The organism is Nocardioides pacificus (assembly GCF_054775955.1).
This window is the reverse complement of the sequence record NZ_BAAHCI010000015.1, coordinates 304,703-326,636: the sequence shown is the minus strand read 5'-3', so window position 1 is coordinate 326,636 and position 21,934 is coordinate 304,703. Positions and strand designations below refer to the sequence as shown.

General features: G+C 73.8%; 11 protein-coding genes. 2 read left to right on the top strand and 9 right to left on the bottom strand.

What is annotated here, in order from left to right; translation table 11 throughout:
• Window positions 1-119 precede the first annotated feature (119 nt).
• The 5 genes from ACYU7L_RS20110 to ACYU7L_RS20090 all read right to left on the bottom strand — a co-directional run bounded on the left by ACYU7L_RS20110 (window position 120) and on the right by ACYU7L_RS20090 (window position 12,055).
• Window positions 120-1,175 carry an LLM class flavin-dependent oxidoreductase gene (locus tag ACYU7L_RS20110; RefSeq protein WP_460800346.1) on the bottom strand — a complete coding sequence of 352 codons (1,056 nt, stop codon included), beginning with the start codon at window positions 1,173-1,175 and terminating at the stop codon, window positions 120-122.
• The gene (locus tag ACYU7L_RS20105) at window positions 1,172-3,544 is read right to left on the bottom strand and encodes a DUF3488 and transglutaminase-like domain-containing protein (protein ID WP_460800345.1); all 2,373 of its coding nucleotides are present in this window, start codon (window positions 3,542-3,544) and stop codon (window positions 1,172-1,174) included. The genes ACYU7L_RS20110 and ACYU7L_RS20105 overlap by 4 nt, the downstream gene beginning before the upstream one ends.
• Window positions 3,541-4,773, bottom strand: a complete 1,233-nt coding sequence (locus ACYU7L_RS20100; RefSeq protein WP_460800344.1) for a DUF58 domain-containing protein — start codon at window positions 4,771-4,773, stop codon at window positions 3,541-3,543. Before ACYU7L_RS20100 ends, ACYU7L_RS20105 begins: the two co-directional genes overlap by 4 nt.
• The gene (locus ACYU7L_RS20095; protein ID WP_460800343.1) at window positions 4,770-5,810 is read right to left on the bottom strand and encodes an AAA family ATPase; all 1,041 of its coding nucleotides are present in this window, start codon (window positions 5,808-5,810) and stop codon (window positions 4,770-4,772) included. The genes ACYU7L_RS20100 and ACYU7L_RS20095 overlap by 4 nt, the downstream gene beginning before the upstream one ends.
• 65 nt (window positions 5,811-5,875) lie before the next feature.
• A complete protein-coding gene (locus ACYU7L_RS20090) occupies window positions 5,876-12,055 on the bottom strand; it encodes an Ig-like domain-containing protein (protein WP_460800342.1) in 6,180 nt (2,059 codons plus the stop codon).
• Window positions 12,056-12,271: 216 nt separating this feature from the next.
• Between ACYU7L_RS20090 and ACYU7L_RS20085 the strand changes: the two genes are divergently transcribed.
• Both ACYU7L_RS20085 and ACYU7L_RS20080 read left to right on the top strand, forming a co-directional pair.
• Entirely contained in the window at window positions 12,272-13,531 is a 1,260-nt protein-coding gene (locus ACYU7L_RS20085; protein WP_460800341.1) for an FHA domain-containing protein, read from the top strand.
• Window positions 13,528-14,955: a serine/threonine-protein kinase gene (locus tag ACYU7L_RS20080; RefSeq protein ID WP_460800340.1), complete on the top strand. Its 1,428-nt coding sequence runs from the start codon at window positions 13,528-13,530 to the stop codon at window positions 14,953-14,955. Before ACYU7L_RS20085 ends, ACYU7L_RS20080 begins: the two co-directional genes overlap by 4 nt.
• 42 nt (window positions 14,956-14,997) lie before the next feature.
• Here ACYU7L_RS20080 and ACYU7L_RS20075 read toward each other — a convergent pair whose 3' ends face one another.
• Genes ACYU7L_RS20075 through ACYU7L_RS20060 form a run of 4 tightly spaced genes read right to left on the bottom strand, consistent with a single transcriptional unit; the run spans window position 14,998 to window position 21,843 of the window.
• Complete coding sequence (locus tag ACYU7L_RS20075) at window positions 14,998-17,325, bottom strand: FHA domain-containing protein (RefSeq protein WP_460800339.1); 2,328 nt, start codon at window positions 17,323-17,325, stop codon at window positions 14,998-15,000.
• Between the two features lie 17 nt (window positions 17,326-17,342).
• Window positions 17,343-18,191, bottom strand: a complete 849-nt coding sequence (locus tag ACYU7L_RS20070) for an HAD family hydrolase (RefSeq protein ID WP_460800338.1) — start codon at window positions 18,189-18,191, stop codon at window positions 17,343-17,345.
• Window positions 18,188-20,686 (bottom strand): phosphoribosyltransferase, encoded by a 2,499-nt coding sequence (locus tag ACYU7L_RS20065; protein WP_460800337.1) that lies wholly within the window; start codon window positions 20,684-20,686, stop codon window positions 18,188-18,190. The genes ACYU7L_RS20070 and ACYU7L_RS20065 overlap by 4 nt, the downstream gene beginning before the upstream one ends.
• Window positions 20,683-21,843 (bottom strand): HpcH/HpaI aldolase/citrate lyase family protein, encoded by a 1,161-nt coding sequence (locus tag ACYU7L_RS20060; protein WP_460800336.1) that lies wholly within the window; start codon window positions 21,841-21,843, stop codon window positions 20,683-20,685. Before ACYU7L_RS20060 ends, ACYU7L_RS20065 begins: the two co-directional genes overlap by 4 nt.
• Between the last annotated feature and the right edge of the window lie 91 nt (window positions 21,844-21,934).

Genomic DNA, 21,934 nt, shown 5'->3' with positions numbered 1-21,934 from the left:
CTCTCGAGCATCTCTGATGGTGATCCGGGCAGCCGCGAGGCACCACGAAACAGACCCACGTTGGGCCGACGGTCCAGTCTAGTGGCAGCCCCCACCAAACCCCAACTCCCCGAAGACGTTCAGCGCAGGGCCTCGGCGAGCAGGCGCAGGGTCTCCTCGCGCGCGGACGAGGCCCGCGGGTCGGCGCCGAGCGGGGCGCCGGCGACCGGGTGCACCATCACCTCGTCGACGTCGTACGTCGCGGCGAGGGCGCGCAGCTCGGTGGCGGCGCGCTCCGGCGTTCCCACCACCCAGCGGCCGCGCATCGCCTCGAGCAGCGACCGATGGGACTCGGAGAGCTCGACCTGCTCGGCCTCCTCGACCAGCCGCTGGGGCAGCATCGCTCCCCCGGTGCGCATGGCCAGCATCGCCAGCAGCTGGGGCAGCGCGAGCCGCTCCGCCTCCTCCTGGGTCGCCGCCACCACGACGTTCGCGGTGAGGAGCGTGCGGGGCGTGGGGCACTCGGACGAGGCCTGGAAGCCGGTGCGGTAGAGGTCCAGGGCCTGCGCCGTGCCCGAGCCGGAGAAGTGGTGGGCGAAGACGTAGGGCAGACCCCGCGACGCTGCGAGCCGGGCGGAGTAGTCGGAGGAGCCCAGCAACCAGACCGCGGGCACCGAGGTGGCCCGGGGCGTGGCCCTCAGCGCGTGGGTGCGGCCCGCGACAGTGAGCCCGACCCCGCCGGCGTCCATCATCGCCACGACGTTGTCCACGTATTCCGGGAAGTGCGAGACCGCCTCGTCGCTGACGCCGCCGGCACCGTGGCGCAGGGCATAGCTGGTGACGGGGTCGCTGCCCGGAGCCCGCCCGATCCCGAGGTCGATCCGGCCGGGGTAGGCCGCCTCGAGGAGGGCGAACTGCTCGGCGATGACCAGCGGCGCATGGTTGGGGAGCATCACGCCGCCCGAGCCCACCCGCATCCGCGTGGTGTTGGCGGCCACCAGGCCGATCAGCAGCGGCGGGTTCGTGGCCGCCACCGCCGGCATGTTGTGGTGCTCCGCCAGCCAGTAGCGGCGGTAGCCATGCGCGTCGGCGGTGCGGGCCAGGGAGAGCGTCGCGGCCAGCGCGTCGGCCGTGGTCTGGTCGCCGCGGACGGGCACCAGGTCGAGGACGGACAGGGCCAGCTCGGGTTCGCTCACGCTCGACGGAACCTCCGTCGGCGATCGGCTATTCCGTGCCGCAGGCTTGCGGGGTTGACCGCGGCCCGCCAGCGACGCCACCGGCCCACCGCCCGCGACATCGACCGCCGCTCGATCTCGACGTCGGCCCAGAAGGCGGCGGCGTCGTCGGCCTCCGGCTCGGCTCGACCGAAGACGTGCCCGTCCGCTCGACGCGCCAGCGCCGGCGCGGCGGAGACCGCGGCCCCGCCCGGGTGCAGGCTCACGGCCTGCTGACGGCGGGTGGCGCAGCGTCCGGCCGGCATGGGCTGTCCGAGGTCGTGGGCGAGGTCGATCAGCTCCTGCCAGCCCCCGACCACCCGCGCCGAGACGCGCGCGGCCGTACGTCTGCGTCGGCGTCGGCGGGCCTTCGCCAGCACGACGGCCCCCAGGGCCGCCAGCACCAGCGCGAGCGGCAGCCCGGCATAGACGAGCAGCGTGCGCAGCCACCCGGGCAGGCCGAGGCCCCCGTCGGTGTCCTTGCGGGTCTTGCGTGCGGTGAGCTCGGCGTCGCTCTGCTCCCCTGCCGTCGACGGCGGCGGGATGGGCGCGGGCGGCGGCACGACCGAGCCGCTCATCTCCTGCTCGCTCTGCGGCGGTTGCTCAGCAGGTCGGTCACGATCCATGAAGGTGTCGCGGGGCAGGGTGCGCCAGCTCCCGTCGGCGACCTGGAGCTCCACCCACGCCTGCACGTCCTCCCCGCGCACCACCCCGTCCGCGGGGAGCTCGGCGCCCAGCACGACCCGGGCCGGCACCCCGATCCGGTTGGCCAGCAGCGCCATCACTGCGGCGTACTGCTCGTCGTTGCCGACCATGATCGGCGCGTTGGCGAACTCCTCGGAGAGCCGGCGCCGGTGGTGCCCGGGGTGATAGATGCGCTCCGCTGCCAGGACGCCGTCGGAGTACTTCCCCTCGCGACGCAGGTGCTCGGCGACGGCGAAGACGCGGCGCATCGGGGCCGACTCCCCCGCGGACCACTGGACCGCCTGGGTCTCGAGGAACGACGCCGCGGATGCGGCCTCGCCCAGCGCGACGGCGGGTGCCGAGTCGGGGTCGACGTCGTCGGGCGGCAGCGACGCCGTGAACGAGTAGCGGTCACCTGCCCGCAGCCCCGCCGGCACCACGGCCGTGGACGTCGACAGGTTGTAGCGGAACGACTCCTCCTGGGCGTCCAGCCGATCGTCGCCCCCACCCTCTCCGGCGAAGCGCAGCGAGGTGAGGGCGCCGGCGGTCGGCAGCCACACGCCGGACCAGCCCTCGCCGAGCGTGACGGTGGCGTCCAGCGGCTCCCCCGACACCGGGTTGTCGATCGTCGACGACACCCGCTGGAAGGTGCCCGCTTCGCCCGTCGCCTCCGCGCCGGCCGCGCGGTCGGCGGCCCCCCACACGACCCCGTCGTAGTGGTCGAGCGCGGCGAAGCGGATGCGGGTGCCGACGGGAGCCCCCACGACGGTCAGCAACGTCGTGTCGTGCAGGTTGACGGCGTCGGGCTCCGGCATCTCCACGTAGCGCCGGAACGCGGCGAGCGGCGAGGGGTACCGCCCCACGTCGAAGGGCGGCTCGACCCAGGTCCGCAGGATCACCCGGTCGTCGTCGCCGCCCGCCACCACGCTCCCGAGGGGCTGGGCGAGCGCACCCGCCAGCACGAGCATCGCCAGGGCTCCCAGGAGCCGCGCCCGGCTCGGTCCGCGAGACCCGCCGCCGGGGATGAGCAACGTCGCCGACGAGGCGGGGCGCCGGCCGCTCAGTGCCACCAGCGTCAGCGCCAGCACCGCGAAGACCGTCCCCTGCAGCCACAGCGAGTGCGGGTGGCGCACGCCGAGAAGCACGACGAGCGCAAGCAGCAGGATCGGCGTCGCCAGTGGCAGCACCACGCGTGCGGCCACGGGGAGGCGCGCCGCGCCGGCCAGCCGGACGGACCCGTCGGCGAGGAGCCCGGCGGCCAGACCGAGCACCCAGGGGAGCACGAGGAGCGGTCCGGCTCCGTCCACCGGCGGCAACGTCGTGAGGAGGTCCTTCCACCCGAACAGCAGCTGGTCGGCCAGCAGCGCCAGGGTGGAGGGCGCCGGCAGCCACGCAGCCGCACCCTCCGACCGCAGGCACAGCGGCCCGCCGAGCACTCCGAACACCACGATCGCCAGCGGCACGGCCGTCACCGGCGGCCAGCCCCGCGCCGCCACCAGGGTCGACACAGCCGCGCCGAGCACGAGGCCGGCGCAGCCGACGAGCAGGAAGCCCGCTCCGGAGTACGACGGGGCGAGGCCGGCCAGCGCGACGGCGCACAGCCCGAGCACCAACGCGAGCATCGGCCCAGGGATCAAGCGCGCCGCCACCCGCCGAGCCGGGATCATCGCAGGCTCCAGCGCAGCAGGCCGGGAAGATCGTCGCGGGCCCGCAGATGCACCACGCCCAGCCCCGCGGCATCGCCGACCCGGCTCGGCGCGGACGGGTCCACGACGACGGCGATGCGTCGTACCTCCGGGCTGAAGGCGGTCAGGGCCCGCTGCACCTCGGAGAACGGGGTGCCGGTGCCACTCACGCACAGCAGCAGGCTGGTGTCCGGCGCGGTCCGGGCGGCCGTCGCGGCCGTGGCGCTCACGCCCTGGGCCGCCGGCGTCCTCGCCAGGCCCGCCCGGCACACCGCGTCGAGCGTCCGCTGGCCGTCGACGCGCGTGGCGGCGACGGGGCCGCAGAAGAACGACGTCTCCATCTCGTCCACCGCCGCGCGGACCACGATGGACGCCGCCACCGACATGGCCGTCTCGAAGTCGTCCTCGGACGCCCAGGCCCGGGCGTCGTCGTCGACGACGACGCTGACATGGCTGCGGCGGGTGTCGAGGTACTGCCGCACCAGCAGCTGGTTCTCGCCGGTCGCGCTCATCGCCCGTGCCGACGATCGCCAGTGCACGTGACGAAGGTCGTCACCGGGGGCGTACTCGCGCAGGGCGTGGAACGCGAGGTCGCTGTGGGTGACCGCCTCGGTGGTCACACCCTCGAGATCGCGCAGCAGTCCGGCACCGAGCTGCTCGAGGGGCACCAGGGACGGCCGGACCAGGATCTCGTGGACGCCGGTGCGGGCGAGGTCACGCGAGAACAGGCCGAGAGGGTCGCCGCGTCGGGTCAGCACGGGGCCGACCTCGATCACGCCACGACGCTCGGCACGGATGGTGAACGGCTCCACATGGGCCGCCGCACTTCCAGGGACGGGGCTGCCGGACGAAGGGCTGCCGGACGAGGGGCCGAGCGCGGGGAGCGTGAAGCGGTGCAGCGCCGGGCCGACGGGGAGCTCGAGCGGGAGGGGCCAGGAGCGGCGCCCGGAGAGGTTGCGCACCTCCACGGCGGCGGCCACCGTGCCCCCGGCTGTGACCCTCGACGGATCGAGCGTCAGCCGGACGGCGAGCCGGGTGCGACCGACCAGGAACGGCAGCGCCATCGTCACCAGCACCGCGCAGGCCGCAGCCAGGACGGCGAGCTCGCGCCAGTGCGTCAGCCCCAGCCCGGCAGCCGCCAGTGCGCCGAGGGCGAGCACTGCCCACCCCGCCGGGTTGACGACCTCCAGGAGGGCCCGGATCCGGGTCAACCCGTCTGCCCGTGGACCGACGCGGTGCCGCCCGGGACGCGATCCTGGGAGCGATCCTGGCTCCGGGCCGCCGGGGAGCGGTCCGTGGGCGGGGCGATCAGGTCGAGGAGCCGGGCGATGACGGACTCGACGCTCACGCCGTTGAACTGGGCCTCCGCGTCGAGGAGCAGCCGGTGGCCCAGCACCGGGATCGCGAGCTCCAAGATGTCGTCGGGCACGACATGGTCCCGGCCGTCGGCGGCGGCCCAGGTCTTGGCGACCCGGACGAAGGCCAGGCAGCCGCGCGCGGACAGGCCGAGCCGGACGTGCGGTTGACGACGCGACTCCTCGGCGAGCTCCGCGACATAGGTGAGCACCGCCGGATCGACGTGCACCCCGTCGGCGAGAGCGGACATCTGCGCCACCGCGGCGGCGGTGATCACCGGCGTCACCAGCGCAGCCCGGTCGCGCACACCGGCGTTGAGCAGGAGCTCGACGGTCGCCGCGCGGTCGGGGTAGCCCACCGACGTCTTCATCAGGAAGCGGTCGAGCTGGGCCTCGGGCAGGCGGTAGGTGCCGGCCTGCTCGATCGGGTTCTGGGTCGCGATCACCATGAACGGACGGCCCACCTCACGCGGCTCGCCGTCGACGGTCACCCGGCCCTCCTCCATGACCTCGAGCAGCGCCGACTGGGTCTTGGGCGAGGCGCGGTTGATCTCGTCCGCGAGCACGATGCTGTGGAAGATCGGGCCGGGTCGGAACTCGAACTCCCCGCGATGCTGGTCATAGATCGTCACGCCCGTGACGTCGGAGGGCAGCAGGTCCGGGGTGAACTGGATCCGGGCGTGGCTGCCCTGGACGGTGTTGGCCAGGGCCCGCGCCAGCATCGTCTTGCCGGTCCCCGGGTTGTCCTCGAGCAGCAGGTGTCCCTCGGAGAGCAGGCAGGTCAGGGCGAGCCGCACCACGTGACGCTTGCCGAGCACGGCGCGCTCCATGTTGTCGGCGAGCTGATCGAAGGTCTGCTTGAACCAGGCCGCCTGGTCGGGAGAGATCGTCATCGTGGTCCTTTCGCGGGACACCGGGGTCTGCGGAGCGCTGAGGTCTGGTCTGCCGGGAGCCGGGCTTAGGAGTCCGGCCAGTCGTAGCGAGGCGAGGTGGCGCTCTGCCCGGCACGCGAGCAGCTCGCGGTGACCCAGCCGTTGGGGTAGCCGAAGTAGGCGGTGAGCTGCTTGCTCGTGTCACCCCCGACGGAGTGGGTGTTGCTGTAGGCGCCGTTGCTGCTGTTCAGACGGCAGGTGACGTCGCCGGAGAACTTGGTCGTGGTGATGACCACCCGGCCGCACGACGCGTGGGTGCAGTCGAGTGCTGAGGGATCGTTGGTGCACGCGTTGGCGCTGCCGCGCGGGCCGCACCGCGCTCCCCGGCTGACGCTCACGGTCGGGTCCGGCGCGTCCTTGGTGCGGTACGACGCCTGCTTGCTCACCCCGGGCCGCGACGGGGACGTGTCGGACAGGGTCACGGTGACGTCCTCGGTGTAGGCGTGCCCCAGGTCGACGTAGCCGCTGCTGACCGTGGCCTCGTCGACCGAGCTCGTCTCGAGGACGACGTCGCGGCGGGCGCTGCGGATCCGCACCCGGGCGGGGTCGCCGTTGTTGTCGACCGAGACCGACCAGCTGACGCGGGTCCCGTCGACCTGCGGCGTGATGCCCACGATGTGGCCCGAGGTCAGCGGTCCCCACGTCTGGACGTTCTTCGTCGAGGACTGCGAGCATGCGCCGCCCTCGTTGCAGACCTCGAGCCGGACGGCGTGCGTGCTGTCGTTGTCGGGCACCGTGAAGGACCGGGTCTGGGCCCCCGTCGCGGCGGTCCGGGTCACCTCGCGTCCATCGACCCAGAACTTGACGGTGGACTCGGCCCCCCGCGATGCCGGGACGGTGAAGGACGCCTGCGCCTGGTTGTCCTTCCCCGTGGCGCGCAGGGTCCAGTCCGCCCAGTCGGCGGGCTCCCCCACGGCCTTCCAGGTGGTCGCTGCGCCGGTCGCAGACTTGCCGCCGCCGTTGGTGACCTGCACGGCGTAGCGATAGTCGGTGCCGTCATAGGTGATCGCGGTGTCGTCGCAGGTGGTGCGCGACACGTCCGTGCACTGGGCCAGCGCGGTGCCGTTGCGCAGCACGGTGTAGGTCACGGGCCCGGGCCCGTTGGGCCGGACGGTCTCCGGCCACGACAGCGACACCGCGCCCTGGTCACCCGGGGTCTTCTCGTCGGTGACGGTCGGGGCCGGCGGCTCGGGTGGGGTCCCCACTGACTGGAACGCGGCGGAGCTTCGGGTCTCGCCGTCGGCGAAGGAGTTCTCGGCCCACACGGTGAAGACGTAGGAGCGGTTGTTGTCCAGCCCGGTCGCGGTCACGGCCGGTCGCGTCGACCGGGTCTGTCCGCCGGGCCAGGAGATGTGGTAGCGCAGGATCTTGGAGGTCCGCGTCGAGGGCGGGTCCCAGCGCAGCGACAGCTCGCCGTCCCCGACGCGCACCAGCCGGACCCGGCCCACGCGGCCCGGCTTGGCGTCGGGGGTGGCGCTCGCCGATCGTCCGCTCCACGACGACCAGCCGACCGCGTTGCGGGCGCGCACGGTGAACGTGTAGGCGCGACCGTTGGTCAGCCCGGTGACGTCGCACGCGGTGCTCGCGCACCGCGTGGTGGTGCCGTCGTCGGCGCGCACCTCGTAGGCACTCACCGGTGCGCCGTTGGCGTCGGGAGCCCGCCAGGCCAGCCGGACCTGCTCGCTGCGCACGCTGCGCCCGGGCACCGGAGCCGAGGGCGCGTCCGGGACGTTGAGCACCTCCAGCGACAGCACGCCCTCGACCTGTCGCTCGACGCCGGCGTCGCCGACCACGTCGGTCATCACCACGCGGAACTCCGCCCGGCCCTGAGCCTGCTCCGTGGTGGTCAGCACCAGGCTGGTGTCACCCTCGCGCTGCGCGTCCACGGGCAGGTCGGTTGTCTGGGTGACCTCCAGCAACCGGGGCACAGGATCGGCGACGCCCGCTCTCAGGTAGGGCGCCAGATCGAGGGTGCGACTCGTCCCGGCCCGCATGTCCGCCACCCGGATCGGGGCGAGGGAGGGGGGCGGGGACTTCACGACACGGATCCGGAGCCGGCCCGGCCGGGCGTCGCCGGCGCTCACCTGCAGCACGGCCTCGCTGCCGGGACGGGCGTCACCGTCCGCGGCCACCTCGATCACCTCGCCGCTCGGCTCGATGATCGACAGCCCCGCGACGGAGGTCTCCCAGTCGGCGTCGAAGGACAGCGCGCTCGCCTCGTCGGGCGTCCACACGTGGCACAGCGCGGCCACGTCGAGCCGCAGCCCGGCTGCCTGCGAGACCTCCACCGGCTGCTGCGGGCAGCGCAGGATCGGCACGGCGTCTCCGACCTGGACGGGTACGGCGAGCACCGCCCGGCGTGCGGCTGAACCGTCGGAGCGATCGTCGGAGGAGTCGCCGGCGGTGACCTCGAAGCTGACCGCGCCGGGGCCGGCGTACCGCTCGCCCGCGGCCACCTCGAAGGAGCCGTCGTCGGTGACGCTGGCCGCCACGTCGGCGACCGGGGAGGCCCAGACGCGGTCGCGCAGGGTGAAGCGGACCTCGCCTCCCGCGGGGTCGACCACGTGGTCGGCAAGGGTCTCGGTGACGCTCTCCCCCGGCTCCACCCGGATCACGCTGCCGGGCCGCACGTAGGGAAGGCCCCCGTCGGCCGCCGGCACGAAGAGCGAGGCGGTCGCCGCCCCGCCGTCGGCGTCGCTGACGGTGAACGGCAGCACCCGGGGGTGCTCGCCGCGCTCCACCGTCACCGACCCCTCGGCGAACGAGGCGCGCATGCCCGCGGGGGCCCGCACGTCGGTGACCCGCAGGGCGCTGGTCGGGCCGTCGGGGTCGTAGGCGGTGCGCAGCACGTCCACGGTCACGGTGTCGCCGTCGGCCGCATCACCGAAGGCGTCGAACACCACCGGTGGGTTGTTCCAGGGGCTCGCAGTGCGCAGCGTGACCGTCGCCTGCGAGGAGGCCAGCCCGTTGTCGATGCGATAGACCACCTCGAGGTTCTGCCCGGCCGTCTCCGGGGCGGTCAGCTCCAGCGGGCCGGTCTCGGAGGTGAGCTCCACCCCGTCGGGCGCGGACACCAGCGCGACGCTCACCCGGTCGCCGGAGGCGATGACGTCGTTGGCGAGCACGTCCACGGTGGCGAGCCGACCCGGCTCGACGGTGAGCGTGTCCGGCACGGCGAGCGGCGGCTGGGGGGTGTCGGGCGGGGCCACGGCCACGCGCGCGGAGCCGGTGGCGACACCGCCCATCGTGTCGCTCACGGTGTAGGTGAACTCGTCGGTCCCGGCACTTCCGGGGTAGGCGAGGTACTCCAGCGAGTTGGCCCCGTGACGCACCACCCGGCCCAGCGCCGGCGCCGAGTCGATGCCGAGCACCGTGACCGGGTCCCCGTCGGGGTCCACCCCCGCCCCCGGCACCCGCAGCCGCACGGTCTCCCCCGAGACCGTCCGAGCCTCCAGCACGGGAGGCTCCGGGAGCTGGTTCTCGCGCTCGCGCGGGACGACGCTCACCTCCAGCGTCCCGGGCGCCGAGCGTCCCGCGGGGTTGCTGGCGACGTAGCCGACCGTGAAGGTCTGCTCCTCGTCGAGATCGGCGGGCGCGACGTAGCGCACGAAGCGTCCCGCGACGTAGGCCTCCCCCGTCTCGACGTCGAGGTCGCCGGACGGCTGGACCGGGAGGCGGCCGGCCTCCTCCCCCGCGACGTCGCCGACCAGGCTCAGCGACTCACCCGACGGGCTGAAGTCGTTGTCCAGGACCGGCACGGTCACCGAGGCTCCGGCCCGGACCACCACCCGGTCGGTCTCGGTGACGGGGGTGTCGTCGCGCGGTGTCTCCCGCTGGGTGACCACGACCTCGCCCTGGATGCCCGAGCGCCGACCGTTGCTGATCGTGTAGCGGACGAGCTGGGGCGAGGGCGTGACGGTGCCCTGGCGCGCCGAGATCCGCAGCCAGCGACCGTCGACCACCGCGACGTCGAGCTGGTTGTCGGTGCGGGCCCAGCCCTGCTGGACGACGAGCATCCCACCGGTCGGGTCCACGTCGTTGGCGAGCACGTCGACCAGCGTCGGCGACTGCCCGTGCAGCGTGACGGTGTCCGGCATCGCCACCGGCTCCTCGGGCGGGGTCCGGGCCGGACGGACGTCGACGCGGATCCTGCCGGGCGCGAACGGCGCGTTGCCGTAGGCCACGTCGTAGTCGAGGAAGTAGGTTCGCGCTACGTCGGAGCGGAAGGTCAGGACGCCGTCGACGAGGTCGGTCTCGACGTCCGCCCCGCCGGTCGGGGCGACCTTCCCCGCCAGGGTCACCTCGGTGTCGGGGGTGACCGGGTCGGACCCGGGCAGGTCGTTGCCCAGCGGACGGATGGTGATCGGCCTGCCGACCTCGCCGGCCACCACATCGGGCTCCGCCACGGCCGCGACGGCCTGGCGGTCGCGCTTGTCCTGCACCCGGACTCTGACCCGGTCGGTGACCGGCGCGCCGATGCCGTCCGTCACGGCGTACTCGAGCGTGATCAGCCCCGCCCGCACCGGCGCGGTGAACCGGAGGCGGCCGCTGCCGGTGGTCCGCACCTCCGCACCGGGCGCGCCACCCAGCACCCGGGCGGAGTCCAGGCTCAGCGCGTCGCCGTCCTCCTTGTCCCGCCAGTCCGGGAGCACCGGAAGGTCGAGGACCCCACCCGACGGCACCGTCCACTCGCGCGGCTCGAACCCCTCGCGCAGGTGCGGGTCGGCGTTGGTCGACGGCTGCCGGGCGGTCACCGTCACGGTGGCGTGATCGGAGACGTCCTGCCGGCCGTCGTCGATGTGGTACTCGAACGTCGTGGTCCCGCTCGCCTGCTCCGGCAGTCGGATCTGGGCGGTCTGCCCGTCCGGGCTGATCGTCACCTCGGCACCGGAGCCGGACACGTCCTCGACCGAGCGGATCGAGAGCAGCCGCCCCCCGGGGGCCGTGTCGTTGTCGAGCGGGTGCAGCACGGTCGTGCGGCCGGGACGGGCACCGAACGCGTCCGGACGGGCCTCCGGAGGGCGCCGGTCGCCCGAGTCCTCCTTCTCGTTCTCCTCCTCGTCGTCCTCGTCGCGCACCTTGTTCTTGAACGCGTCCCAGTCGTCGAGCCGGGCCGGCTGGTCGGAGTCGATGTCCCACACCGCACCGGTGGCCCGGTCGTTGAGCAGGATCTCGTCGCGGTTCACGCGGAAGACCAGGTCGGTGGTGCTGGTGGCCAGCGAGGCCACGACCGGGTCGTCGTCCCCGCAGCGCGTCACCACCACGCCGGTCCCACCCGACCAGGCGCCGTAGACGCAGTCGCCGAGCCGGACGGGCTCGGCCGGTCGGCCGGCGACCCCGTCGGCCACGGTGCGCACGTCACCGGTCTCGAGGTCGACGGCCACGAGAGCGTCGGGACCGGCGACCAGGACCTCGGAGGCCTCGGGACCCGCCTGCTGCAGGACCGAGCCGGCCTCGACGCCCGCGCGAGCCCCGCCGACGACCTGCAGGGCGCCCTCGTCCGGGTCGAGCACCACGGGGGAATCGCCGACAGCGGACACCCCCGGGTCGAGGGTGCTCGCGGGGAGCTCGTGGTCGAGCGGCTCGGTGACGGCCGGCGCGAACCCGGTGCCGCGGGGCTCGAGGACCGTGACCGTGTCGTCGACCGCCGAGACCACCACGACGGCACCGTCCGAGGTCACGGCCAGGGCGGCCGTCCCCCCGGCCGTGGCACTGGGGTCCTGGTCGCGGTCGAGGCCACTCACCGGCGGTGCGCCCGTCGCGGTGTCGACGCGATCGGCCCACACCCTCCCGGTCGCCGGGTCGGCCACGGCGAGGGTGCCGCCCGCGAGCCGCACCTGGGCGCCCCCGGGGAGGGCGGCCACCTCGCCCTCCGGCTGTTGCACGCTCGCGGGGTCGATGGGGGCGATCAGTCCCTCGGAGACGTTGTGGCCGACCACGGCTGCGCCGTCCTGGACCACGTCGAGCGAGGTGTCGAGCTGGGCGAAGAGCGCGGCGTCGAGCTGCCCGATCGGCTTGTTCACCCGGCCGTAGAAGCCGTCGCGGCCGTTGGTGACCCAGATCCCGCCGTCGTTCAGCTGGGCGTCGTGCGCCTGGTAGCCGTCGGCGGAGACCGCGAACCAGACCAGTCCGCTGGCGGCCAGGGTCACCGCGAGCGCGGACGCGACGGCTCCCCGCCTGCGTCTGGCTGCTGCTGCGAAGCCCACCTAGCTCCCCCCGAGTCGGATCCGTGTGCTGCACGGAGCCTAAGGCAGGGCAACGGGCGGGCCTCAAGATGCCCCGAACCTCCCGGCAGCCGACGATATCGACCACAATGACCCGACAGGTCGGCCCAGCACGGACGCGGCCGACATGGGCGGAGCCGTTCCGGCTCCAGCCGACATGGGTGGAGCCGTCCCGGCTCCAGGGAAGGGGGCTCCCACATGGAACGTCGAGCACAAGCCGTGTACGTCGCTGGTCGCGGCACGCTCCTGGGACGCGGCGGTCGCTGGCTGCTGACCGACGCCCCTGCGGAGCAGCTCCCCGTCGAGCACCTGTGGGGGCTGCTCGAGGCCGACCCCACCGGACAGCAGAGCATCAGCCGCGCCGTGCTCGCGGCGCTCGAGGCCCACTTCGAGGGCCGGCTCCCCTCGCTCGTCCTCGTCGACCAGACCCCGGGGGCCGAGGAGATGGTGATGCGCGGTCGGGGCCAGGTCTCCGTCCGGGCGGGGATCCGAGCGGTTGCCGTCGGTCTCCCGGCGACCGGTCAGCGGCTGCCGCTCGTCGAGGGTGTCGTCGCCGCCGGCGGGATGGAGCTGGCCGCCGAAGCGTCCGACGGGGCAATCGACGGGGCAATCGGCGGGGCGTCCGGCGGGGCGATCGTCCCGGGGGCCGGGGCCACCGCCGCGCACCCCCTCATCGACCGCGTCCCACCAGCCGTGCTGCAGGGCCGGCCCGGCCGACGACCCTCGCCGCCCGTGCGTCGCCCGGATGCCCTGCCGTCGCGCCGTCCCGCGGCCGCACCGGTCGAGCCCGGAAGAACCACACGCCGTGGCGCCCCCCGGGTCCTGCCCCCGCGGATGGACGCGCCGGCCAGCCCCGCTCTCGCGGCCACCACGCCACCGCGCGAGCTCCTCGGCGGGCCAGACCACGACGGGCGCACCGCCCACCGTCGCGCTCCCGACCACCTGGGCCACCAGACCCGCGAGACCGTGCTGGCGTGGCTCTGCCCGGCAGGTCACGTGACGCCGGCCCACGCGCCGACCTGCCGCGTCTGCGGGGTGCCGGTGGCCGACCAGGAGCCCGCGCGCATCCCCCGGCCGCGGCTCGGCGGACTGCGCCTGCCCGGCGGGCAGGTGATCCCGCTCGACCGCGGCGTGGTCTTCGGACGCAAGCCCGAGCCGGTCGCCGGCGGCGAGGACTGGCCGCACCTGGTCCATCTGCCGGCCGGCTCGACGTACCTCTCCCGGGTGCACCTGCAGATCGAGCTCGACGGCTGGCACGTCGTGGCCCTCGACCTCGGCTCCCGCGGAGGCACCACGATCGCGCAGCGCGGCCGTCCGATCCAGCGCCTGCGCCCCCGCGAGCCGCACATCCTGGAGCCGGGCCAGGTGCTCAACCTGGCCGACGTCTACGAGGTCGTCTTCGAGGTCGACCCAGCTCCCGGCTCGGTGGCGACGGGCGACGTGGGCCGCCCCTCGTGAGCGGTCCGCACATCCCGGGCTTCACGTGCCTGGAGCACCTCGGCAGCGGCGGGTTCGCCGACGTGTTCCTCTACGAGCAGCAGTGGCCGCGTCAGCGGGTCGCCGTCAAGGTGGTGCGCCCCGACGTCCCCCTCACCGAGCGGGAGAAGGAGCTCTTCACCGCCGAGGCCGACGCCATGGCCCAACTGGCCGACCACCCCTACATCGTCTCGGTGATCACCGCGGGGACCACCGGTCCGGACGACGGCGGCCGCCCCTATCTCGTGATGCGCTACTGCCCGCCGCCCGACCTCGGGGTCAGGGTCCGGGCCACCCCGATGTCGGTGGGCGACGCGGTGAGCACCGGCATCAAGCTGGCCAGCGCCATCGAGACCGCCCACCGCGCCGGCATCCTGCACCGCGACATCAAGCCGAGCAACGTCCTGGTGACGACCTATCACGAGCCGGCGCTGTCGGACTTCGGCATCGCGGGCCGGATCGCGGACGTGGCCGGCGACCAGGAGATCCGGATCTCCTTCCCCTGGTCGTCGCCGGAGCTGATCGACGCTCGCTCCAACGGCTCGGTCGCCTCTGACGTCTATGCGCTGGGCGCCACAATCTGGAACCTGCTGGTCGGTCGCTCGCCCTTCAGCGTGCCCAACGGCGACAACTCCTGGACCGCGCTCACAGCCCGGATCCTGCACGCCCCTCCCCCCGCCACGCAGCGCGCCGACGTGCCGGCGGCGCTGGACCGCCTGCTCCAGCGCTGCCTGGCCAAGGACCCCACCCACCGCCCGGCCAGCGCACTGGAGCTGGCCCGGGATCTGCAGCGCATCGAGGCCGCCGAGGGCTTCTCCCGCACCCCCATCGCCGTCGAGGGGAGCACGCCCGACCGACCCCGGCCGGTGAGCACTGGCGCCTCGGCCGACGACCCCGACGCCACCCTCCTCAAGCCCGCCACCGTGGTCCCGAGCACGGGGACCGGCGCGGCAGATGCTGGGGCTGTGGCCGCTCCCGACACCGGCGCCGACTCGCGACGTCCCCGGACCGGGGCACTCGTCACGGCGGCCGTGGCGACCACGGCCCTGGCCGGCGTCGGGATAGCGCTGCTCGTCAACGCCGGCAGCGAGCGTCGCCCCGCCGACGCGGAAACGAGCCGGACACCCACATCGGCCGGCACACCGCTCCCCGTCGCGCCCGAGGCACCGCGAGCCGCGCCCCGGGTCGAGGGCTCCCGTGCGGGCGAGTCCGTGACGTTCAGCTGGCGCCCCGGCGAGCCCGGCCGGGCCGAGGACACCTGGGAGTGGCTGCGCGTGGACACCGGAGCGAGCGAGCGGGTGCGGAGCACGACGCTGCGCGTCGAGGCGGTCGACCGGGTCTGTCTCGAGGTCCGGCTGATCCGGGGCTCCTACGCCTCGCCGTGGGGACGGCGCTGTGTGGACTGAGGATGCGGAGTCGACTGAGGATGCGGCGTCGACGGAGCCTGCTCAGGCCCGGGCACTGCGTCGTACGAGCAGATAGGCGACGAGACCGGAGAGGGCGCAGAGCACGCCCAGGACCGTCATGTCGGCGAACCACTGGGCCGCGCCGGCGCTCCACAGCGCGTCCACGGTGGCACCGGGCCGCGCCTCGTCGGGCCGGGTCAGATCGAGGCTGACGGCGCACGCCGCATAGCCCCAGCGCGCAGGGGCCAGCCAGGCGAGCTGCTCGAGCACCGGCCGCCCCGCGATCTGCACCAGGGCCCCGGAGAGCACGAGCTGGACCATCACGAGGCCGACCAGCGCCGGCATCGTCTGCTCCGAGCTCGTGACGACCGCCGAGACGGCCAGGCCGACCACGGCCATGGTGAAGGCGAGCGCGCCGATGGCCACCGCGATCTCGAGCCCGCCCAGGCCGAACGCTCCGCCGTCGTCGGGCCCGGGGAGACCGCCGAGAGCCAGAGCCGTGACCAGCATCCCCTGCCCGAAGCAGGCGATGCCGAGCACCAGGATCTTGCTCATCAGGTAGGCGCCCGGCGACAGCCCCACGGCGTACTCGCGTTGGAAGATCGCGCGTTCCTTGACCAGCTCGCGGATCGTGACCGCGGTGCCCATCAAGGAGGCGGCCACGATCAGGATCGTCAGTCGCTGTCCGGCCTCGCGGGCGTCGAGGATGCCCTCGTCGCCCACCGTCTCGAGCAGCGACAGCCCGGCACTGCCCTGCACGACCCGGCTCAGCGCGCCCAGCACCACCGGCATCGCGATCAGCATCGTCAGCAGCAGCCGATCGGCCACGGTCACGGCCAGGGTACGCCGCACGAGCGTCGTCAGCTGGCGTGCGAAGGACTGCTGCGGAGGCGGAGCGACGGGGCCGTTGGCCTGCGGCGGGAGCATCCCGGTGTCCCCGGTCCAGGAGCCGCGGGGAGGCGGCGGGATCCGCTGCCACAGGTCCGGCTCGTCGAGCAGGTCGAACACCTGGGGATAGTCCCGGCAGCCGAAGTGCGCAAGGACCCCGGACGGCGGGCCGAAGTAGGCCACCCGACCGCCCGGCGCCAGGACCACGACGTTGTCGCAGACGTCGAGTGCCAGCACGGAGTGGGTCACCACCATGACCACACGGCCCTCGTCGGCGAGCGTGCGCAGCTGGTGCATGACGTCGCGGTCCAGGCCGGGGTCGAGGCCCGAGGTCGGCTCGTCGAGGAAGAGCAGCGGCGGCGCGGTCAGCAGCTCGGTGGCGATCGAGACGCGCTTCTTCTGCCCACCCGAGAGCTGGGTGCCGATCCGGTTGTCGACCTGACGGTCGAGCTGCATCTGGCCGACGACCTGCTGCACCCGGTGTGCCCGCTCGGCGCTCGTGGTGTCGGGCGGCAGCCGGAGCATCGCGGCGTAGGTGAGCCCCTGACGCACGGTCAGCTGCGGGTGCTGGATGTCCTGCTGGGGCACCAGGCCGATCTGGAAGCGCAGCTGGTCGTAGTGCGTGTAGAGGTCATGGCCCTGCCACACGACATTGCCGTGCGTGGCGGGGCTGAGCCCGGTGAGCGCCCCCAGCAGGGTCGACTTGCCTGCACCCGACGGTCCGATCACCGCGGTCAGGGTCGACGGCTCCAGCTGGAACGACACGCCGTCGAGCAGCCGCCGGTTGCCGTTGACGGTGGTCGTCAACCCGTCGACGAACAGGGTCATGTCGTGCCGGGTGAACCGGGCGATCAGCTGGAAGCCGTCCCAGTCGAAGGTCTGGTTGCCCAGGATCACCTCGGCGCCGGGGTGCAGCTCGACCGCCCCGACCACCCGCTGGCCGTTGACGAAGGTGCCGTTGAAGCTGCCGAGGTCGCGCAGCACGACGCGCTGCCCCAGCTCGAGCGTGGCGTGGCGCCGCGAGACCAGGGGGTCGTCGACGACGATGTCGCTGGTGCGGGTCCGCCCGATCGTGTAGACGGGGCCGGATCCCGGGGCCTGGCCGGGCGCCTGCGGCATCACCGTCTGTCCGTGGGCGAGCTGTCCCGGTGGGGTGCGCGGTGCGCCGAGCACCTCCACCGCCAGCTCCGGGCCGCCCTGCGCGCCGAGGCCGATCAGCACGGGCCGGCCGGGCATCAGCTGCTCGTGGGCGATCCGCCGCCCGGCCAGGAAGGTGCCGTTGGTGCTGTCGAGGTCGACCACGAACCATCCGCCCCCGCTGCGGCGCAGCTCGAGGTGGCGCCGGGAGACGTCGTCGTGGGTGACGACCACGTCGGCGGACGGGTCACGGCCCACCAGCACGCTGGCGGCGTCGAACTCGCGCGTGGCCTGGGCGTGCGAGACCTTCAGCCGGGGCGCGGCGGGCGGCTGGTTGTTCGTCATGGTCCCCCGTGCGGCTGTCAGCGATCGATGTTGCGCGACACCGTAGTCGAATCGCTCAGCCAGCTCACGATCTCCTCGCCCGCGCGGACCCCGGCGTGCCGCGTGACCGACAGCCCCTGCGGCGCCCATCCCTGCTCGTGCAGCTCGCCGTGGGCCGGCCGGATCGCCCGGTCGGCGAAGCCGAGGATGCCGCGGTCCAGCAACGAGTCGCCGGCCGCCAGCACCGTCGCCGCGCCGGTGCGCCGGGCCAGCTCGGCGAGCGCGGCCTCCTTGGTCAGCCCGCGCGGAATGGCGTAGGCCTTGCGTCCCTGCACCGACACGACCCAGCCGAGCCCCTCAGCGACGGCTGCCAGCTCGGCATACCAGGCGGGCTCGACCTCGTCGGGCTCGAAGACCGCGTAGACGAAGCACTCCTCGGCATCTCTGACCTTGCGGACCCAGGGCCGCTCCAGGACCGGCGCCAGGGCCTTGGCCGCCTCGTCGTACGACGCGTCCCCGGCCAGGTTGGCCTCGACCTGTGCGCGCCACCGCGGGCAGGGGCGCCCCTCCTCGAGGATCACTGCGCCGTTGGTCGTGACGGCGTAGCGCGCCTCGACGCCGGGGATCCGGACCCGGGAGTACTGCGCCACCGTGCGCGTCGTGACCGGAACGAACACCGAGGTGCGGCTGAGCTCGGCCAGCTCGGCCACGGCACTGGCGCTCATGAAGCTGATCGGCTCACCCTCGAAGATCTCCACGCAGACCGGGTCGGCCGACGGCTCGCCCAGCCGCATCGCGGTGGCGGAGTAGATCAGCGTGCGATCGAGGTCCGAGGCGACCAGGACGGTGGAGGGGGCTGAGCCGGATTCGGGGGCGGGCGGTGTCACGAGGAGTCCTTCTCGGTGGGGCGGATCAGGCCGACGCAGCTGTAGGGCAGCCCCTCGACGGGCACCACCTCGACGCCGCGCTCGGCGGCGAGCAACTCGACGTGGCGCAGGTCGGCGCGGCGCTCGGGGTTGACCACGACCTTCCACGGCACTCGGCGCAGCAGCACCCGGGTGGTCTCCCCCACCCCCGGCTTGACCAGGTTGATGTGCGGCAGGCCGTGCTCGGCGCGGATCCGCTCGGCCGCCTGCCAGCCGACCCAGGTCGGCGTCCGGTCGGTGGCGAGCAGGCGCTCGGTCTCGACGGCGACCGCGTCCGCGACCGCGTCGTACTCCGCCGCGACCCGGTCGAGGTAGAGCCCGGAGACGTCCTCGGCGGCCAGGTCGGCATAGAACTTCGCGCCGTGGAAGTCGTCCGGGCCGATCAGGTCCCGGTTGAGCACCGTGCGCGAGACCAGGCCGGAGACCGTGGAGTTGAGGCACGCCGAGGGGATCAGGAAGTCGTCGCGGGTGCCGTAGAGCTCGACGCACTCGCCGGGATCCGCCAGCACCGCGAGGTCGCTGCGGAAGCCACCCCCGCCATCCGGGCCGACCGCGTCGAGACCCAGCGCGGCATTGGCCTCCTCGACGGCCACCGCGAACTCACGGGTGATCGCCCCCTTGCCGGTCCACCCGTCGACGAAGAGGATGCGCGCGGGGTCGTAGCGGTCGGCGAGGTGGCGCATCGCGACCAGGTCGATCCCGCGGTCGCGCACGATGCTGATCGTGTAGTGCGGCCAGTCCAGCCCGCGCCGCCGCGCCCAGCGCCGCATCAGCACGCCGATCGGCGTGCCGGCGCGCGCGAGCGAGACCAGCACGAGGTCGTCGCGCCCGCGGGTGGCCATCGCCAGCTCGGTGACGGTGCCGACGGCCGTCGCGACCCGCTCCGCCACCTCGTCGAGCTGCTCGTGGAAGAGCCGACGATAGGACTCCTCCGGCTGGTACTCCACCGGCAGCGACTCCGCGTAGTGGGCCTCGCCCGACTGGATCGCCCGCTCGCGGGTCGCCAGGTCGGCCTCGAGCCGCACGTGGGAGAGGTCCTTGAGCAGCCAGGTCACCTCGTCGGCGGCGTAGGAGCCGAACTCCGGTCCCCTCAGCTCCAGGGGCCGGCCGGTGGCGACCGGCAGCACCACCGGCCGCACGGACGCGGCGTACGGCGCGAGCTGCTCGAGAAGGCCGCTCACCCCGGCCGACCAGCTGGGCGCATCGAGCACGACCACGATGTCGCTCCAGCGCTCGCTCGCCACGTTGTAGGCGAAGCGCTCACCAGCGTCGGCGTCCCGGTCGTGGGAGCCGAACGCGATGCCGGAGCGCACGGCGTACCCGTCGCTGTCGCGCACCTGCACCGGTGAGCGGGTGGTGCTGGAGAAGCGGACGGTGGCGCTCTCGTGCCGGCGCTGCAGGGCGTCGGCGACCATTAGCGGAGCGTGCATCAGCTCCTCGGTGCCCAGCACCAGCACGCGATCGCCCACGAGGCCGGACAGCTCGGCCGCCGTCGCCTCGGCGGCCCTCTCCAGGGCTGCCTCGTCGGCAGGGGTGAAGCCGTGTCGTCCGCCCTCGCGGACCCCGACCGGCCAGCTGCGCAGCGCCGGGACCTGCGCCGCCCGCTCGTCCGGGGCCGGCGCGCCACCCTGCGGCGGCAGGTCCGCCACCCTCGCCACGGCGTCGTCGGGCACCACCACCTCACCGGAGGCCAGGGCCACCACCTCGATCGTGACGCCGAGCTCGGCAGCGACGGCCGCCATCCGCTCGCGGTCGGCCGGCCGGCGCATGTCCACGAGGGCGGCGATGACGTAGGTGGAGCGCGGGTGGACGGCGTGCAGGGCGCGGATCGTGTTGAGCGCGGTGCGTCCGGTGGAGAGCTCGTCGTCGACCAGCACGACGGGGCCCGCTCCCGTCAGCAGGGCAGGATCCTCGGCCAGGACGAGGTGCTCGGTGGCGTGGGAGTGCGCCTCCTCGAAGTCGAGGACCGGTCGATAGCCGGTCACCCGCCGCCGGGTGGAGTGGATGACCGGCAGCCCGAGGGCCCGCGCGACGAGGTGACCCAGGCCCGTGGCCGTCTCGGCATAGCCCAGCACCAGCCCGGCCACGTCCAGGTCGGCACCATCGGCGCCGGCTGCCGTCGCCACGGCGTCGTCGACGGCGGCAGCCAGCTTCACGACGTCCCCCTGCCCGCGCAGGACGTCGCCCAGGAGGGCCGGCAGCTCCCGGTCCGCGTCCAGGTCCCTCCCGAGCGCGGCGGCGGCCCGCAGACCGAGCAGGAGCCCCGCCGAGCGGACCACCCTCGGGTCGGTGGGGACGTGCTTGGCCAGCACCCGGGAGACCAGCAGGTGGGGGCGCTTCGGGTTGATCCGCAGAGCGAGCCCGACCAGGTCGTCAGCGGCCAGGCCCGGCAGCAGCCCGGCGTCGTGCACCAGCACCCCCACCCGCTGCCGCACCCAGTCACCGCTCCAGCTCACAGCCCCACGCTCGCTTCGAGAAGGTCCACGAAGGTGACGTCCTCACGGACCACGCCGAAGGCCCGAGCCCGCTGCAGGGTGCGCTCGGCCCAGGCGGTGTGCGGACTCGCCTCGTTCATCTTGTTGCCGTACTTCGACGCCGAGACCCCGCCGCCGCGGGAGGCCGCGGTGACGTCGAGCGCGTCGACGTAGTCCTCGTGGGAGACGACCGAGAGCGCGTGCACCGCCGGCACGTGGCTGGGGTGGATGACGGTCTTGCCGGTGATCGCGTTGGCCTGGTCCAGGACGACCTCGCGCATCAGACCGTCGAGGCCCTCGCTGATCAGGTTGCGACGCAGCAGCCGCACGGAGTGCTCCACGAAGGGCGTCTCACGCAGCTGCGGCTTGAAGAGTCGCTCGCGCGTGTCGAAGTGCTCCCACACCGGGCCGGTGATGACGTGGCCGGTCCCGTCCCGGCGGCCGAGCATGTTCACGATGTCGCCGATCACCGCGGCCACCGCGGCCACGTCGTACACGGTGATGTCGGGCTGGCGACGCAGACCCAGCAACGAGCTCAGGTCGGTCGCGCCGATGCGTACGGCGAGCACCTGGGCGGGCGAGGAGGCGAGCGCCTCCCGGATGCCGACCAGTGCGTCGGTGCGGGTCTCGAGGTGGAAGACCTCGGGCGACTCGATCACCGGCATCACCCGCAGCCTGCGGCCGACCGTGCGTGAAGCCGAGGCGACGGCCTCCAGGAAGGGAACTCCCCGGCCGGCGGTGAACTTGGGGATCACGAAGCCGTCCACGTGGCTGGCCAGCTCGCCCAACGCATCGACGAGCCGACTCACCTGATCGGGCTCGCGGACCCGCACGAACACCAGCGGACGCTCCTCGTCCGAGGTGAACAGGCCGGTGAGCTGCTGGGCGAGGTTCTTCTCCGCGACCTCCACGTCGGCGTCGGCGATGGCGTCCTCGAGGCAGAGCACCGAGGAGACCACCCCCCGACGATAGGCCGCGGGCAGGTCCTGCTGGATCGTCGGACGGGTCGCGGGCGAGTAGAGGGTCGCTCCGAGAGCCACGGCGAGGAAGTCGCGGTCGGCGTCGCGGTCGAACTGCTCAGGCGCTCGATGGAACAGGCGGTCGGCCGTGCTCTCGTCGAGGAAGTCGAAGTGGCGCAAGAGGGGGTCTCCCTGTTCCGGGCGTGCGAACGGCTCCGGGGTCCCGGCCGCTCGATGAGAATACGGTCGTCTCCCCAACCCCCGGTGTCCA